This window comes from Parasulfuritortus cantonensis (assembly GCF_004337445.1).
Lineage (GTDB): Bacteria > Pseudomonadota > Gammaproteobacteria > Burkholderiales > Thiobacillaceae > Parasulfuritortus > Parasulfuritortus cantonensis.
Genome location: NZ_SJZB01000027.1, coordinates 79765 through 93618 on the forward strand (window position 1 = coordinate 79765; position 13854 = coordinate 93618).

Consider the following 13854-nt stretch of genomic DNA (forward strand, 5'->3'; position numbering starts at 1 on the left):
TCCTCAGATTTCCAGGACTTGCGGCTGTTGCGCGCTGTGCGGGTGCTCGCCACCGGCGTACACCTTCATCTTCTTGATCATGGCGTAGCCCAGGGGACCCTTGGGCAGCATGCCCTTGACGGCCTTCTCGAGGGCGCGGCCGGGATGCTTGGCCTGCATGTCGCCGAAGTTGGTCTCGTAGATACCGCCGGGGAAGCCGGAGTGGCGGTAGTACTTCTTGTTGAGTTCCTTGGTGCCGGTCACGCGCATCTTCTCGGCGTTGACCACGACGATGTAGTCGCCGGTGTCGCAGTGCGGGGTGTAGATGGGCTTGTGCTTGCCGCGCAGCCGATGGGCGATCTCGGCGGCCAGCCGGCCGAGCACCTTGTCGGTGGCGTCCACCACGAACCAGCCGCGCTGGACTTCATGCGACTTAGCGGAAAACGTTTTCATGATTCGGTCCTGATTCTGGGCCCCTGGACAACCCATGGGCCGGGCATTACGGAAAGAGGCGGATTCTATTGGATATTTCTCGGCCGTGTCAAACACATTGGCCGGCGCCGGCAAAGCCCGGATAATCCGGCCATCGCAACGAGGAGATGAGCATGAAAGCACGCGTCAAGTGGATCGAGGGCATGGCCTTCATGGCCGAGGCGGACAGCGGCCATGCCGTCGTCATGGACGGCGCCCCGGACATCGGCGGCCGCAACCTGGGCGCCCGGCCCATGGAGATGGTGCTCATGGGGGCCGGCGGCTGCACCTCGATCGACGTCGTCATGATCCTGCAGAAGAGCCGCCAGGACGTCACCGACTGCCAGGTCGAACTGACCGCCGAGCGGGCCGGCGACCATCCCAAGGTGTTCACCCGGATTCACTTCCATTTCGTGGTCAAGGGCCGCGGCCTGAAGCCGGAAGTGGTCGAGCGGGCAATCAAACTGTCGGCCGAGAAATACTGCTCGGCCACCATCATGCTGGCCAAGACGGCCGAGATCACGCACGACTTCGAGATCGTCGAGGAAGCGCCTCAGACCGCCTGACCGTGCCAGGCCCGGCCGTCGGCCGCGATGGCCAGCAGGCGGTCGATGTTGGGATGCTTGCCCGGATTGGCGCGGGCATCCAGGGTGTGCTCCGCATACATGATCAGGCCGGCGTTCGCCGCCGTGCGGTCGAGCACGCCGAACTTGTCCAGCAGGTAGTGGTACACCTTCAGCGAGCCCTGGCTGCCGGGCTTGTTCTCCACCCGCTCCTGCTCGCCGTCGGGGCCGGTCAACTCGATGCCGGACAGATGGTCGACTTCCGGCAATCCGGCCAGTACTTCAGCAAAGCTCATAGGTAATACGCCGTCTTGGTCATCAGTTTGGAGGAAAGCTTCATGGCCATCTTGACCGGCAGCGGCAGGTCGGCGCCGCCGTGGGCCAACGCGGTCTCGGCATGCTTGACCTCGTCGATCTTCATCTGCTCGACGATGGCCCGGCTCTTGGCGTCCTGCTCGGGCAGCGAGGCCAGGTGGGAATCGAGATGGCCCTCGACCTGGCGCTCGGTCTCGGCCAGGAAGCCGAGGTTCCATTTGTCGCCCAGGGCGCCGGCCAGGACGCCGAGTCCGAAGGAACCGGCATACAGGACCGGGTTCAGGAAGCTCTTGCGGCTGCCCAGTTCGTTCAGGCGCCGCTCGCACCAGGCCAGGTGCTCGGTCTCCTCGTCGCTCGCCTCGATCAGGGCCTGGGCCGCCTCGGGGTTGCGCGCGGTGAGCGACTGGCCCTGGTAGAGGGCCTGGGCGCAGACTTCGCCGCTGTGGTTGACCCGCATCAGGCCGGCGGCGTGATGCTTCTCGGCCTCGCTCAGTTCCGCGTCCTCGACGCCGGCGTCGGGATAGGGACGCCGGCTCGCGGCCGGCGCGAAGACCGTGCGCAGGGCCTTGTCGAAGTTGATGATCAGGGAATCGGGGATGGGCAGCATGGCGGTATCCGGTGACAGCTATGGCGCGATTATACGTCGCCGCCCCAGCGTGGCAGGAGCACGTTGGCGACGCCGATCTGGTCGAGCACCCGGGCGACCACGAAATCGACCACCTCGCCGACGCTCGCCGGACGGTGGTAGAAGCCCGGGTTGGCGGGCAGGATGGTGGCGCCGGCTTCGGCCAACTGGGTCATGTTCCTGAGGTGGACGAGCGAGAACGGCGTCTCGCGCGGCACCAGGATCAGGGGCCGCCGCTCCTTCAGCATGACGTCGGCGGCGCGCTCGATCAGGTTGTCCGCCATGCCGTGGGCGATGGCCGCCAGACTGCCCATGGTGCACGGGCAGACCACCATGGCGGCGGCGGGGTTGGAGCCCGAGGCGGCCGGCGCGAACCACTCCTTCTCGCCGTAGACGTGCAACTCGCCCGGCTGGCGCGCCGTCAGCATGGCGGCCAACTCGCCGGTGTCGCCCGGCAGGGCGAGGTCGAGCTCCTGGCGCGCGACGATGCGCGCGGCCTGGGACACCAGCAGGTCGACCCGGCAACCGGCGCCAAGCAGGCAGTCGAGCAGGCGCACGCCGTAGGCCATGCCGGAGGCGCCGGTCCAGGCCAGGGTCACTCTCTTCATCTCGTCTTCTCCAGCAAACCGGCCACCACCAGGCCGTTGACCAGTCCGGACAGCCAGGCGGCGGCCAGGAACACCGCCAGCAAGGGTAGCAGATTGACGCCCGGCATCAGCCAGACGGCGACCACGCCCAGCTGCGCGCCGATATGGGCGAAGGCGGCCAGCACCGAGAGGCCGACCGGCCCGAAGCCGCGCCTGGGCAGGTGCACGAGCAGGCCCAGCGCCGCCAGGCTGGCGAGGCCGCCGGCCAGGCTCATGACGAAGGTCGGGGTCAGGAAGGTGCCCAGGGCGAGGCCGCCGGCGACGATGCGCAGGAGCGATACCCAGACCGCGGCCCGCCAGCCGAACCGGTACAGGACCAGCAGGGTGACGATGTTGGCGAGGCCGGGCTTGACCCCGGGCAGGGGCAGCGGGATGGCCGCCTCGGCCAGGGTGAGGCCGACCGCCGCCGCCGCCAGGGCGGCGATGCGGCGGTCCTGGTCGGTGACCGTCAGCTCAATAGTTGAGCGAGTCATAGATCACCACGCCGCGTTCGACGCTGACCCGGTTGGGCAGGCAGATGGCCACCTGGCCGGGCATCAGCCAGCCCTGCTTGACGCAGACCTGGTGCGGGCCGGGGTCGGACTTGACGCGCACCCGGCCGGCCCGGATCTCCACCACCGTCTCGCCCAGCGGGCCGGACACGGCGACCTCGCGGTCGAGCCGGGGCGTGGTGTCCAGGAACACCCGGCCGTCCTGCTTGATGAGGACCCGGTCGCCGCCGCTGCCATGGTTCCAGAGCAGGCCGGCGGCCGCCGCGGTCAAGGCCAGGATCAGCCAGTCGCCCGGCCGCAGCAGGGCGTACCAGCGGATCAAGGCAATTCCCGATGCCGGACCAGGACCGGGTAGCCGGCCCGGAAGTGCTCGACCAGGGTCTCGGCGAACCAGACCGAACGATGCTGGCCGCCGGTACAGCCGAGCGCGACGGTGAAATAGCTGCGGTTGTCCTCGATGTAGGCGGGCAACCATTTGGCCAGGTAGGCGCGGATGTCCTCGAACATCGCCAGTACGGCGGGCTGGGCGCGCAGGAAGGCGACGACCGGGGCGTCGCGCCCGGTCAGCGGGCGCAGGTCCGGCTGGTAATGCGGGTTGGGCAGGCAGCGGACGTCGAACACCAGGTCGGCGTCGAGGGGAATGCCGTGCTTGAAGCCGAAGGACTGGAACACCAGGGTGAAGGCCGCGCTCCTGATCTGGCAGAACTCGCGCATCCAGATGCGCAGGCTGTTGGCCGACAGGTCGCTGGTGTCGAGCGGGTGGGCGAGCCGGCGCAGGGGCGCGAGCAGGTTGCGTTCGTCGCGGATGCACTCGGTCAGGGAACGCTCGCCGGTGCTCAGCGGGTGGCGCCGGCGGGTCTCCGAGAAGCGCTTGACCAGGGTGTCGTCCTTGGTCTCCAGGAACACCACCTTGAGGTCGAGCGCCTCGCGCAGGCCGCCCAGGTCGGCCGGCAGGCGGGCCAGGCTGGTGGCGCTGCGGGCATCGATGCTGACCGCCAGCTCGCGGCATTCGGTCGCCCGCAGATGTTCGACGACGGCGGGCAGGAGGTCGGCCGGCAGGTTGTCGATGCAGTAGTAGCCGGCATCCTCGAGGGCCTTGAGGGCGACGCTCTTGCCGGAACCGGACAGACCGCTGATGACGACGAGGCGCATTTAGGGCGTGTCCACACCGATTTCGCGCATGCGACGGGGGCGATTTGGGATGCAGCCCACGAAGCAAGACGCGAAGTTGTGCCAGCCACAACGAGCGGCTTGCGACACCGGGATGCGCCCAAAGCGCCCCCGTCCCGAAGGGTTGTGGCGAGAAATGCGCGTCTGCGGCGTTGCACGGCTTGCGAATGGAATAACCATTCGCCGCGCCGCGCGCCTTGCATCCATCGCATTTTCGCCGCAATGCATGGGTGAAATCGGTGTGGACACGCCCTAATCAACCCCGAAATTCGGATCCATCATCATGGCCCGCTGGCGCTCGGCGAACTCCTCGGCACTGTTGAAGCCGCGCAGGCGCAGGATGTGGTTGCGCACCGCCACCTCGACCAGCACCGCCAGGTTGCGGCCGACCGCCACCGGGATGCGCACCTCGGGCACCATGACGCCCAGGATGTCGCGGCTCTCCGCCTTCATGTCCAGGCGGTCGATGGTGTGCCACTGCTCGGCCGGGGTGAGGTGGATGATCAGCTTGACGTTCTTCTTCGGCTTTACCGCGGTTTCGCCGAACAGGCGCCGGATGTTAAGCACGCCCAGGCCGCGCACCTCCATGAAGTCCTGCAACAGGGTCGGGCAACGGCCCTCGACCGTCTCCGGCGACACCGCATAGACCTCGAGGGCGTCGTCGGCGATCAGGCGGTGGCCGCGCGTGATCAGCTCCAGGGCCAGTTCGCTCTTGCCGACCGACGGGTCGCCGGTGATCAGCACGCCGAGCCCGAGCACCTCCAGGAAGACGCCGTGCATGATGGTCGACGGCGCCAGGGCCTGGGTGATCAGGTGGCTCAGCACCTGCATCAGGAAGGGGCTCTGTTCGGGCGAGGTGAACAGCGGCGTCTCGGTCCGTTCGGCCGCCTCGACCAGGGCCTCGGGGACGCGCTCGTCGTTGGCCACGACGACCGCGGCGAGTTCCGTCGAATACAGGTTGTCGACCGCCTTCTGGAGCGCCTCCGGATCGAGCTTGCGCAGGTAGTCCATCTCCGCGCAGCCGAGCACCTGGACCCGGTTCGGATGGACGAAGTTGAGATGGCCGATCAGGGCCAGGGAGGGTTTCTGGATGGTGTCGGAGGTGAGCCGGCGACCACCGCCGAGGCGCCCGGCCAGCCAGGTCAGGCGCAGTTGCTCGGCGGCCCGGCTGAACAGCTCCTCGACCGAGACGTGATGGATCAGGGCGTCCATTCCCGGATCAAGGTGGACAGGCTCTCCGCGTCCGGGGCGGCGCGCAACCGGTCGCGCATCTCCTTCTCGCTGAACATCTGGGCCAACTCGGCGAGTATCTGCAGGTGCAGATCGGACGCCGCCGCCGGCGCCAGCAGGATGAACAACAGGTCGACCGGCAGGTTGTCCGGGGCATCGAAGTCGATCGGCGTCTTCATGCGCACGAACGCGCAGGCGGTTTCCTTGAGGCCCTTGATGCGGCCGTGCGGGATGGCGATGCCGTGGCCGAGCGCGGTGGAACCCAGCTTCTCGCGCGAGAACAGGCTCTCGAAGACCTCGTTGGCGGGCACGCCCTCGGTCGATTGCAGGGCCTGGCCGGCCAGTTCGAACAGACGCTTCTTGCTGCCCGCTTCCAGGCCAAGCAGGACGTTGGCCGGTTTGAGCAATTGCGATACGAGATTCATGGCGTATTCCCGCGCCCCGCCCGCAGGCGGGACGCTAATCCGACTATTCGGCGCCCTGGCGCTTGAGATCGTTGCCGTGGCCGCTGATCTTTTCCTTGTGCTTGAGCACCTGGCGATCCAGCTTGTCGGCCAGCGTATCGATGGAGGCGTACATGTCGGCCTCGATGGACTCGACATAGATGTCCTTGCCGGGGGTATGCAGGCTCACTTCGGCCTTGTGCTTCAGCTTGTCGACGCTGAGGATGACCGAGACGTCGATGACGTTGTCGAAATGGCGCATCACGCGCTTGAGCTTTTCTTCCACGTAGCCACGGATGGCAGGGGTCACTTCCAGATGATGGCCGGTGATATTGAGGTTCATAAAAGCTCCTGAGTTATAGGGCAAGTCACAGCGACTTGCGTTGGTTGGCGGGAGGAATGTTCATCTGCTCCCGGTATTTGGCGACAGTCCGGCGCGCCACCACGAAACCCTGCTTGCCCAACATCTCGGACAAGGCGCTGTCGGAAAGCGGCCCGGTTCGGTCCTCGGCCTCGACGAACTGCTTGAGCAGGGCCTTGATGGCGGTGCTCGACGCCGCGCCCCCGGCCTCGGTGGCAAGCGCATTGCCGAAGAAGTACTTGAATTCGTAGAGCCCTCTCGGCGTCATCATATACTTCTGGTTGGTGACGCGGGATATGGTCGACTCGTGCAGGCCGACCGACTCGGCGATCTCGCGCAGCACCAGCGGCCGCATGGCCACCTCGCCGTGCTCGAAGAACATGCGCTGGCGGTCGACGATGGCCTGGGCCACCTTGAGGATGGTCTGGAAGCGCTGCTGGACGTTCTTGATCAGCCAGCGCGCCTCCTGCATCTGGCCGGACAGCTGGCCGCCGCTGCCGCGGTTCTGGCGCAGTATGTTGGCGTACACCTCGTTGATGCGCAGCTTGGGCATCGCTTCCGGGTTCAGGCTGACGACCCACTCGCCCTTCACCTTGCGCACGAAGACGTCGGGCACCACGTACTGGGTGCGGCCGGAGTCGAAGCTGGCCGCCGGGCGCGGGTTCAGGGAGGTGATCAGCTGGCGCACGCCGATGAAGTCGCGGTCGTTGTCGATGCCGAGCAGGCGCTTCAGCTTGCCGTACTCGCGCTCGGCGAGCAGGTCGAGATGCCGGCTGACCAGCACTTTCGCTTCCGCCAGGTAAGGGGTATCCGGCGGCAGCTCGTTCAACTGCAGGAACAGGCTCTCGCCCAGGTCGCGGGCGCCGACCCCGGGCGGGTCCATGCTCTGCAGCAGGCGCAGGGCGGTGAGCAGTTCGTCCTCGTCGACCTCGAGCGACTCCGGCACCATGTCGACCAGTTCGTCCAGGCTGGCGCCCAGATAGCCGTCCTCGTCGAGCGCCTCGATCATCAGGGCGACCAGGCTGTGGTCGCGCGCCGAGAGCGGAATCATGGCCAGCTGGCTGTGCAGGTGCTGGCGCAGGCTGCGGCTTTCCTCGTCGCTCTGCTGGAAGCCGCGGTCGTCGTCGTCATCGTCGTCGCTGCCGCCGGACGACACGTGGCGGTCGCCCCAGGCCATTTCGTCGTAGACGGTATCGGCGACCTCCTGGCTGCTGGTCTCGGCCGGCGCCGGCTCCTCGCTGCCACCCGGGCCGCTCTCCATGCCGGCATCGTCGGCACGCTCGAGCATGGGGTTCTCCTGGAGCATCTGGCCGATCTCCTGGTTGAGCTCCTGGGTGGATAGCTGCAGCAGCCTGATCGACTGCTGCAATTGCGGCGTCAGGGCGAGCTGGTGGGATAGCTTGAGTTGCAGGCTCTGCTTCATTGAAGCCGGGTCGATCGCGTCAGGGACATGCGTTGATTAAAGGCGAAAATGCTCGCCGAGATAGACTTTGCGGACGCTTTCATTATAAATGATCTCGTCGGCACCGCCGGAAGCCAGCACCCGGCCCTCGTTGAGGATGTAGGCACGGTCGCAGATGCCCAGGGTCTCGCGCACGTTGTGGTCGGTGATCAGGACGCCGATGCCGCGCTCGGTCAGGAAGCGGATGATCTTCTGGATGTCGATCACCGAGATCGGGTCGATCCCGGCGAACGGCTCGTCGAGGAGGACGAAACTGGGCTGCATGGCCAGGGTGCGGGCGATCTCGACCCGGCGCCGCTCGCCGCCGGACAGGCTGATCGCATCGTGGTCGCGCAGATGGCTGACGTTGAGGTCCTGGAGCAGGTATTCCAGGTGCTCGGCCACGCCCTCGTCGTCGAATCCCTTCAGTTCCAGTACCGCCGCGATGTTCTCGGCCACCGTGAGCTTGCGGAAGATGGACGCCTCCTGGGGCAGGTAGCTGAGACCGAGCCGGGCGCGCTTGTAGACAGGCAGGTGGGCGATGTCCTGCTCGTCGAGCAGGATGCGGCCGCCGTCGGCGCCGATCAGGCCGACCAGCATGTAGAAGCAGGTGGTCTTGCCGGCGCCGTTCGGGCCGAGCAGGCCGACCACCTCGCCGCTGTGCACCTCGACCGCGACGTCGTCGACCACCTGGCGCGATTTGTAGCGCTTCCTCAGCCCTTCGGCACGCAGGGTGCTCATGGCTTGGCCGCCCCCGTCTCCTGGGTGGTGCGCGGCCGGATGATGGCCCGGATGCGGCCCTTGCTGCTGTCGTCCGCCGCACCTTGGGCCTGGTAGCGCTCGGTGCGCATGTCGTAGACGATGACGCCGCCGCGCAACTCATCCCCGGCCTGGTTGATGTAGGCGTTGCCGATCAGCTTCACGATCCCGGTCCGGGCGTCGTAGAGCGCCCGCTTGCCGTGCGCTTCCATGTACTCGTCCCGCCCTTCCATCTTCTGGCGCATGAACACCGGTTGGCCGGTGGCCTCGCCGCTGGCCAGGCCCTTGTCGTCCTGGCGCACGTCGACACGGTCGGCGGTGATGGTCAGGGTACCCTGGGTGAACATGACGTTGCCTTCGTAGACGGCGGTCTTGTTGAGGTCGTCCAGGCGTACCGAATCGGCCTCGATCTGGACCGGGCGGGTCCGGTCGGCCTGCTCGGCGCGGGCACCGAAGGCCGCCAGGCCGGCCACCGCCAACAGCAGTAATGGACTAATGCCGAGTTTCATATATGCCTTTCACGCGTCCGCTCAGTTCCAGCGTCTTCTGTTTACCGTCCGCCTGCATCGCGGCGCCGCGCAGTTGTCCGCCACCGTCCTTGATCAACACCGGCTTGTTGGTGACCACCAGGTCGCGGTCGGGATACGCCCGCAGGTAATCGGTGGTGAGGTCGATGGGCGGGCCATCCTGGAGACGCTCGCGCAACATGCGCACGTCGCCGATGAAGTCCACCGTGTCCCCGTTCGCCGAAACCACGCCGCGCAGCGAACGTACCACGACCCGCGCCACGCCGGCACCCTCGCGCACGAAGCGGGGCGCGATCAGATCGGCGGTGTCGTCGTCCATGTAGTGGGTCAGGCGCACCGCGGTGAGATGGTAGCGCGGCTGTCCGGAGACATCGTAGGCCGTCGCGTTGAAATTCTCGACGAAGTAGTCGGGATCGTGGCGCAGCACGGTCGGCGCCTGCGGCAACGGTTGCTCGGCCAGCTGCCCGAGCCAGGTGGTCAGGACCACGAGGCCGCCGACGATGACCAGCGGCAGCCAGAAATGGCTCGCTTGCTGGAACGGGCCGTCGGTCATCGATCGTAGCGGGCCAGTTGCGCCGCCCAGGTGCCCTGGGCACGCATGATCAGCTCGCATACCTCACGGGCGGCCCCGTGCCCCGCCATCGCCCGGGTGACGTAATGCACCCTGGCCAGGACCTCGGCGGGCGCATCCGGCACCGTGCAGGCCAGGCCGCAGCGGCGCAGGACCGGCAGGTCGACGATGTCGTCGCCGAGGTAGGCGACCTGCTCGGGGACCAGGCCCGACTCGGCCAGCATCGCCTCATAGGCCGCCAGCTTGTCGTGGGCGCCCTGGACCACGCGGGCGATGCCGAGGTTGCGGGCACGATGCGCCACCACCTGGGACGAGCGGCCGGTCAGGATGGCCACTTCGACGCCGCTGTCGCGCAACATCTTGAGGCCGTGGCCGTCGCGCGAATTGAAGGCCTTGTACTCCTGGCCGTCGTCGCCGAAGAACAGGCCACCATCGGTGAGCACCCCGTCGACGTCGAGGAACAGCGCCCTCACGGCGCCGGCCCGGGCAAGCAAATCGGCTTCGGTCATACCACCCCCGCGCGCAGCAGATCGTGCATGTTGAATGCCCCGGTCAGGCGACCTTCGCCATCCAGGGCCAGGAGGCCGTTGATCTGGCGCTCCTCCAGGAAACGCGCCGCCTCGGCCGCCAGGGCGTCCTCCGAGATGGTCTTGGGGGCACGGGTCATGACCGCCTCGATCCGGGTCGCGGTGATGTCGAGGTCATGGTCCAGGCAACGGCGCAGGTCGCCGTCGGTGAACACCCCGACCAGGCTGCCGGTGGCGTCGACCACAGCGGTCATGCCGAGTTTCTTGCGCGTCATCTCCAGGAGCGCCTCCTTGAACGGCGTGCCGACGCCCACCACCGGCAGGGCGTCGCCCTTGTGCATGACGTCGCGGACGTGGACCAGGAGGCGGCGCCCCAGGGCCCCGCCCGGATGGGTGCGGGCAAAATCCTCGGCGGTGAAACCGCGCGCGTGCAGGGCGGCGACCGCCAGGGCGTCGCCGAGGGCCAGCGCCGCCGTCGTGCTGGCGGTGGGCGCCAGGTTGAGCGGGCAGGCCTCCTGGGCCACGCCGGCATCGAGGTGGATGTCGGCGGTACGCGCCATGGTCGACTGGGGCCGCCCGGTCATGGTGATCAGCTTGGCGCCGCGGCGCTTGATCAGGGGCAGGATGGCGATGATCTCCGGGCTCTCGCCGGAGTTCGACAGGGCCAGGACGACGTCCTGGCCGGTGATCATGCCGAGGTCGCCATGGCTGGCCTCGGCCGGATGCACGAAAAACGCGGGCGTCCCGGTACTGGCCAGGGTGGCGGCGATCTTGTTGCCGACGTGGCCCGACTTGCCCATGCCGGTCACCACCACGCGGCCCTTGCAGGCCAGCAGGGCATCGACCGCGCGCACCAGGGAATCGTCCAGGCGATCCTTGAGGGCCGACACGGCGTCGGCCTCGATCGCCAGCGTACGGCGGGCGAGCTCCAGGATGTCGGAGGCGGTGACGGGACGAGATGTCATAATGGCGCGCAGTATACGTGCCGATGCCGCTACCATCCAGCCATGCACTCGACCCTGGCCCTGATCCTGCTTCTGCTTGCCGCCGCCGTCCTGGTTACGACATTGTTCCGGGTCGCCCGGCTGCCGGCCCTGCTCGGCTACGTCGTGGTCGGCATCCTGCTCGGGCCGTCGCTGCTCGACATGGCGCCCAACGACGAGGAGACGCGCAGCATCGCCGAATTCGGCGTCGTCTTCCTGATGTTCTCGATCGGCCTGGAGTTCTCCCTGGCCAAGCTCAGGGCCATGCGCCGCCTGGTATTCGGCCTGGGCGGCCTGCAGGTGCTCCTGACCATGGTCCTGGCCACCGCCCTGGGCCTGGCGGTCGGTCTCAGCCTGGAGGCCGGCCTGGCCCTGGGCGGCGCCCTGGCCATGTCGTCCACCGCCATCGTCAGCAAGATGCTGGTCGAGCGCAACGAACTGGAAACCCAGCACGGCCGCCGCATCTTCGGCGTCCTCCTGTTCCAGGACCTGGCCGTGGTCCCCCTGCTCATCTTCATCCCGGCCCTGGCGAGCGGCACCGACGCGATGGCCGAGGCGATGGCCTACGCCGGCGTCAAGGCGGTGTTCGCCCTCGGCATCATCCTGGTCCTCGGCCAGCGCCTGCTGCGCCCCTGGCTGCATCTCGTGGCGGCGCGCAAGACGCCCGAGCTGTTCATGCTCAACGTGCTCCTGATGACCCTGGGCCTGGCCTACGTCACCGGCATGGCCGGCCTGTCCCTGGCCCTGGGCGCCTTCGTGGCCGGCATGCTGATCTCGGAAACCGAATACCGCTACCAGGTGGAGAGCGACATCCGGCCCTTCCGCGACGTCCTCATGGGCCTGTTCTTCGTCACCATCGGCATGACCCTGGACCTCGCGGTGGTGATCCACCAGCTGCCCGGCACCCTGGTCATGCTGGCCCTGCTGGTGTTGGCCAAGCTGGGCCTGATCACCCTGCTGACCCGGCGCTTCGCCGACGACTGGGGCACCGCCCTGCGCACCGGCCTCGGCCTCGCCCAGGCGGGCGAATTCGGCCTCGTCCTGCTGGCCCTGGCGGGCGACTACCAGCTCATCCCGTTCGAAATCCGCCAGGCCGCGCTGGCGGCGATGATCCTGTCCATGCTCCTGGCGCCCTTCCTGATGCACTACGGCGAACGCTGGGCCCGGCGCCTGACCGGCTGGAACTGGCTCAGCCAGGCCAAGGGCGTGCACGAGATCGTCCTCAAGAGCTTCGGCGTCAGCAACCACGTCATCCTGTGCGGCTACGGGCGCAGCGGCCAGAGCCTGGCCCGCATCCTGGAGACCGAGGGGGTGCCGTTCATCGCCCTGGACGACGATCCCAAGCGGGTCAGCGAGGCCGCCGCCGCCGGCGACAACGTCGTGTTCGGCGACTGCACCCGGGCCGAGGTGCTGACCGCGGCAGGCCTCAACCGCGCCCGCGCCGTGGTGGTCAGCTTCGCCCATACGCCGGCCGCCCTGCAGGTACTGGCCACGGCCCACCGCTTGCGCCCGGGCGCGCCGGTGATCGTACGCACCCTGGACGAGTCGGATCTCGACCAGCTCATGGCGGCGGGGGCCATGGAGGTCGTGCCCGAGGTGCTCGAGGGGGCCCTGATGCTCGGCTCGCAGACCCTGCTGATGGCCGGCGTGCCGCTCGGCGCCGTGCTCAAGCGCATCCGCAAGATGCGCGAACTGCGCTACAGCACCCTGCGCGGCTATTTCCAGGGCACCACCGACGAAACCGCGGAGACCGGCGGCCAGGAACGCCTGGCCTCGGTCCTGATCGAGGCCGGCCAGCCCGGCGTCGGCGCGAAGCTCGGCGAACTCGGCCTGGCGGCGCTGGGTGCCAACGTGCTGGCCGTCCGCCGGCACGGCATCCGGGCCACCGACCCGACCGACGAGACTTGCCTGGAGGCCGGCGACACCCTCATCCTGCGCGGCACCGCCGAGGTCATCGAGGCGGCCAAGCTGCGCCTCGGCGTGGCCTGAAGCGCCCGGGGCCCGCTCAGCGCCCGGTGGCGGCCTCCACCATCAGGCGCTTCATTTCCCGCACGGCCGCCTCCCAGCCCATGAACACCGCCTCGGCGACGATGGCATGGCCGATGTTCAGTTCGCCCACGCCGGGGATGGCCGCCACCGCCTGGACGTTGTGGTAATGCAGGCCGTGGCCGGCATTGACCTGCAGGCCCAGGGCCAGGCCGTGCTCGATCGCCGTCCGCACCCGCGCCAGTTCGCGTTCCGCCTCGGCCTCGCCGACGGCATCGGCGTAGCGGCCGGTGTGGATCTCCACCACCGGGGCGCCGGCGGTATGGGCGGCATCGAGCTGGCGGGGATCGGGGTCGATGAACAGCGACACGCGGATGCCGGCCTCGGCCAGGCGGGCGCAGGCATCGGCGACCTTGTTGAGCTGGCCGGCCACGTCGAGGCCCCCCTCGGTGGTCAGTTCCTGGCGCCGCTCCGGCACCAGGCAGACATCCTGCGGGCGCACGCGCAGGGCGACGGCGATCATCTCCTCGGTAACCGCCATCTCGAGGTTCATCTTGGTACGCAGGAGGCCGCGCAGGATGTCGACGTCGGCGTCCTGGATGTGGCGGCGATCCTCGCGCAGGTGCAGGGTGATCGAGTCGGCGCCGGCGTTTTCCGCCATCAGGGCGGCCTGGACCGGACTCGGGTAGCGGGTGCCGCGCGCCTGCCGAAGCGTGGCGACGTGGTCGATGTTGACGCCTAGTTTGATCATGGAACGGTGACGGG

General features: G+C 68.1%; 19 protein-coding genes. 2 read left to right on the forward strand and 17 right to left on the reverse strand.

Going from position 1 to position 13854, the window contains the following annotated elements:
- Positions 1 to 3: 3 nt before the first annotated feature.
- On the reverse strand, positions 4 to 432 hold the full coding sequence (gene rplM / locus EZJ19_RS07230; RefSeq protein WP_131446099.1) for a 50S ribosomal protein L13: 429 nt from the start codon (positions 430 to 432) through the stop codon (positions 4 to 6).
- Between the two features lie 152 nt (positions 433 to 584).
- Between rplM and EZJ19_RS07235 the strand changes: the two genes are divergently transcribed.
- Positions 585 to 1016 (forward strand): OsmC family protein, encoded by a 432-nt coding sequence (locus EZJ19_RS07235; protein WP_131446101.1) that lies wholly within the window; start codon positions 585 to 587, stop codon positions 1014 to 1016.
- On the opposite strand, the gene EZJ19_RS07240 is transcribed toward EZJ19_RS07235, so the two are convergent.
- From EZJ19_RS07240 to EZJ19_RS07310, 15 genes are all read right to left on the reverse strand, one after another.
- Complete coding sequence (locus EZJ19_RS07240; protein ID WP_131446103.1) at positions 1004 to 1309, reverse strand: DUF2322 family protein; 306 nt, start codon at positions 1307 to 1309, stop codon at positions 1004 to 1006. The two genes, EZJ19_RS07235 and EZJ19_RS07240, sit on opposite strands and share 13 nt — an antisense overlap.
- The gene (coq7, locus tag EZJ19_RS07245) at positions 1306 to 1935 is read right to left on the reverse strand and encodes a 2-polyprenyl-3-methyl-6-methoxy-1,4-benzoquinone monooxygenase (protein ID WP_206199356.1); all 630 of its coding nucleotides are present in this window, start codon (positions 1933 to 1935) and stop codon (positions 1306 to 1308) included. Before coq7 ends, EZJ19_RS07240 begins: the two co-directional genes overlap by 4 nt.
- Positions 1936 to 1964: 29 nt before the next feature.
- Positions 1965 to 2561: a flavin prenyltransferase UbiX gene (locus tag EZJ19_RS07250; RefSeq protein ID WP_131446105.1), complete on the reverse strand. Its 597-nt coding sequence runs from the start codon at positions 2559 to 2561 to the stop codon at positions 1965 to 1967.
- Complete coding sequence (locus EZJ19_RS07255; RefSeq protein WP_131446107.1) at positions 2558 to 3073, reverse strand: Gx transporter family protein; 516 nt, start codon at positions 3071 to 3073, stop codon at positions 2558 to 2560. The genes EZJ19_RS07250 and EZJ19_RS07255 overlap by 4 nt, the downstream gene beginning before the upstream one ends.
- Positions 3054 to 3413, reverse strand: coding sequence for a NusG domain II-containing protein (locus tag EZJ19_RS07260; protein WP_240754692.1), 360 nt, complete (start codon positions 3411 to 3413; stop codon positions 3054 to 3056). The genes EZJ19_RS07255 and EZJ19_RS07260 overlap by 20 nt, the downstream gene beginning before the upstream one ends.
- On the reverse strand, positions 3410 to 4243 hold the full coding sequence (gene rapZ, locus EZJ19_RS07265) for an RNase adapter RapZ (RefSeq protein WP_131446109.1): 834 nt from the start codon (positions 4241 to 4243) through the stop codon (positions 3410 to 3412). The genes EZJ19_RS07260 and rapZ overlap by 4 nt, the downstream gene beginning before the upstream one ends.
- Positions 4244 to 4513: 270 nt before the next feature.
- Positions 4514 to 5473: an HPr(Ser) kinase/phosphatase gene (gene hprK / locus EZJ19_RS07270; protein ID WP_131446111.1), complete on the reverse strand. Its 960-nt coding sequence runs from the start codon at positions 5471 to 5473 to the stop codon at positions 4514 to 4516.
- Positions 5461 to 5916, reverse strand: coding sequence for a PTS IIA-like nitrogen regulatory protein PtsN (ptsN, locus tag EZJ19_RS07275; RefSeq protein ID WP_131446113.1), 456 nt, complete (start codon positions 5914 to 5916; stop codon positions 5461 to 5463). The genes hprK and ptsN overlap by 13 nt, the downstream gene beginning before the upstream one ends.
- Before the next feature lie 43 nt (positions 5917 to 5959).
- Entirely contained in the window at positions 5960 to 6277 is a 318-nt protein-coding gene (hpf, locus tag EZJ19_RS07280; protein WP_131446115.1) for a ribosome hibernation-promoting factor, HPF/YfiA family, read from the reverse strand.
- 25 nt (positions 6278 to 6302) lie between these two features.
- Positions 6303 to 7718, reverse strand: a complete 1416-nt coding sequence (locus EZJ19_RS07285) for an RNA polymerase factor sigma-54 (RefSeq protein ID WP_131446117.1) — start codon at positions 7716 to 7718, stop codon at positions 6303 to 6305.
- Positions 7719 to 7754: 36 nt separating this feature from the next.
- On the reverse strand, positions 7755 to 8477 hold the full coding sequence (gene lptB, locus EZJ19_RS07290) for an LPS export ABC transporter ATP-binding protein (RefSeq protein WP_131446119.1): 723 nt from the start codon (positions 8475 to 8477) through the stop codon (positions 7755 to 7757).
- Positions 8474 to 9004, reverse strand: a complete 531-nt coding sequence (lptA, locus tag EZJ19_RS07295; protein WP_131446121.1) for a lipopolysaccharide transport periplasmic protein LptA — start codon at positions 9002 to 9004, stop codon at positions 8474 to 8476. The genes lptB and lptA overlap by 4 nt, the downstream gene beginning before the upstream one ends.
- On the reverse strand, positions 8988 to 9575 hold the full coding sequence (gene lptC / locus EZJ19_RS07300) for an LPS export ABC transporter periplasmic protein LptC (protein ID WP_165873503.1): 588 nt from the start codon (positions 9573 to 9575) through the stop codon (positions 8988 to 8990). The genes lptA and lptC overlap by 17 nt, the downstream gene beginning before the upstream one ends.
- Positions 9572 to 10102 carry a KdsC family phosphatase gene (locus EZJ19_RS07305; protein WP_131446125.1) on the reverse strand — a complete coding sequence of 177 codons (531 nt, stop codon included), beginning with the start codon at positions 10100 to 10102 and terminating at the stop codon, positions 9572 to 9574. The genes lptC and EZJ19_RS07305 overlap by 4 nt, the downstream gene beginning before the upstream one ends.
- Positions 10099 to 11085 carry a KpsF/GutQ family sugar-phosphate isomerase gene (locus EZJ19_RS07310; RefSeq protein WP_131446127.1) on the reverse strand — a complete coding sequence of 329 codons (987 nt, stop codon included), beginning with the start codon at positions 11083 to 11085 and terminating at the stop codon, positions 10099 to 10101. Before EZJ19_RS07310 ends, EZJ19_RS07305 begins: the two co-directional genes overlap by 4 nt.
- 42 nt (positions 11086 to 11127) lie before the next feature.
- On the opposite strand from EZJ19_RS07310, the gene EZJ19_RS07315 reads away from it, so the two are divergent.
- Positions 11128 to 13092 (forward strand): monovalent cation:proton antiporter family protein, encoded by a 1965-nt coding sequence (locus EZJ19_RS07315; protein ID WP_131446129.1) that lies wholly within the window; start codon positions 11128 to 11130, stop codon positions 13090 to 13092.
- Between the two features lie 16 nt (positions 13093 to 13108).
- On the opposite strand, the gene pdxJ is transcribed toward EZJ19_RS07315, so the two are convergent.
- Complete coding sequence (gene pdxJ, locus EZJ19_RS07320) at positions 13109 to 13840, reverse strand: pyridoxine 5'-phosphate synthase (RefSeq protein WP_131446131.1); 732 nt, start codon at positions 13838 to 13840, stop codon at positions 13109 to 13111.
- Positions 13841 to 13854: the final 14 nt, after the last annotated feature.

What these genes read in the sequence shown, in the direction of transcription:
- rplM (WP_131446099.1), bottom strand. Translation starts at nt 432, where the DNA reads ATGAAAACGTTTTCCGCTAAGTCGCATGAAGTCCAGCGCGGCTGGTTC.
- EZJ19_RS07235 (WP_131446101.1), top strand. Translation starts at nt 585, where the DNA reads ATGAAAGCACGCGTCAAGTGGATCGAGGGCATGGCCTTCATGGCCGAG.
- EZJ19_RS07240 (WP_131446103.1), bottom strand. Translation starts at nt 1,309, where the DNA reads ATGAGCTTTGCTGAAGTACTGGCCGGATTGCCGGAAGTCGACCATCTG.
- coq7 (WP_206199356.1), bottom strand. Translation starts at nt 1,935, where the DNA reads ATGCTGCCCATCCCCGATTCCCTGATCATCAACTTCGACAAGGCCCTG.
- EZJ19_RS07250 (WP_131446105.1), bottom strand. Translation starts at nt 2,561, where the DNA reads ATGAAGAGAGTGACCCTGGCCTGGACCGGCGCCTCCGGCATGGCCTAC.
- EZJ19_RS07255 (WP_131446107.1), bottom strand. Translation starts at nt 3,073, where the DNA reads ATGACTCGCTCAACTATTGAGCTGACGGTCACCGACCAGGACCGCCGC.
- rapZ (WP_131446109.1), bottom strand. Translation starts at nt 4,243, where the DNA reads ATGCGCCTCGTCGTCATCAGCGGTCTGTCCGGTTCCGGCAAGAGCGTC.
- hprK (WP_131446111.1), bottom strand. Translation starts at nt 5,473, where the DNA reads ATGGACGCCCTGATCCATCACGTCTCGGTCGAGGAGCTGTTCAGCCGG.
- ptsN (WP_131446113.1), bottom strand. Translation starts at nt 5,916, where the DNA reads ATGAATCTCGTATCGCAATTGCTCAAACCGGCCAACGTCCTGCTTGGC.
- hpf (WP_131446115.1), bottom strand. Translation starts at nt 6,277, where the DNA reads ATGAACCTCAATATCACCGGCCATCATCTGGAAGTGACCCCTGCCATC.
- EZJ19_RS07285 (WP_131446117.1), bottom strand. Translation starts at nt 7,718, where the DNA reads ATGAAGCAGAGCCTGCAACTCAAGCTATCCCACCAGCTCGCCCTGACG.
- lptB (WP_131446119.1), bottom strand. Translation starts at nt 8,477, where the DNA reads ATGAGCACCCTGCGTGCCGAAGGGCTGAGGAAGCGCTACAAATCGCGC.
- lptA (WP_131446121.1), bottom strand. Translation starts at nt 9,004, where the DNA reads ATGAAACTCGGCATTAGTCCATTACTGCTGTTGGCGGTGGCCGGCCTG.
- lptC (WP_165873503.1), bottom strand. Translation starts at nt 9,575, where the DNA reads ATGACCGACGGCCCGTTCCAGCAAGCGAGCCATTTCTGGCTGCCGCTG.
- EZJ19_RS07305 (WP_131446125.1), bottom strand. Translation starts at nt 10,102, where the DNA reads ATGACCGAAGCCGATTTGCTTGCCCGGGCCGGCGCCGTGAGGGCGCTG.
- EZJ19_RS07310 (WP_131446127.1), bottom strand. Translation starts at nt 11,085, where the DNA reads ATGACATCTCGTCCCGTCACCGCCTCCGACATCCTGGAGCTCGCCCGC.
- EZJ19_RS07315 (WP_131446129.1), top strand. Translation starts at nt 11,128, where the DNA reads ATGCACTCGACCCTGGCCCTGATCCTGCTTCTGCTTGCCGCCGCCGTC.
- pdxJ (WP_131446131.1), bottom strand. Translation starts at nt 13,840, where the DNA reads ATGATCAAACTAGGCGTCAACATCGACCACGTCGCCACGCTTCGGCAG.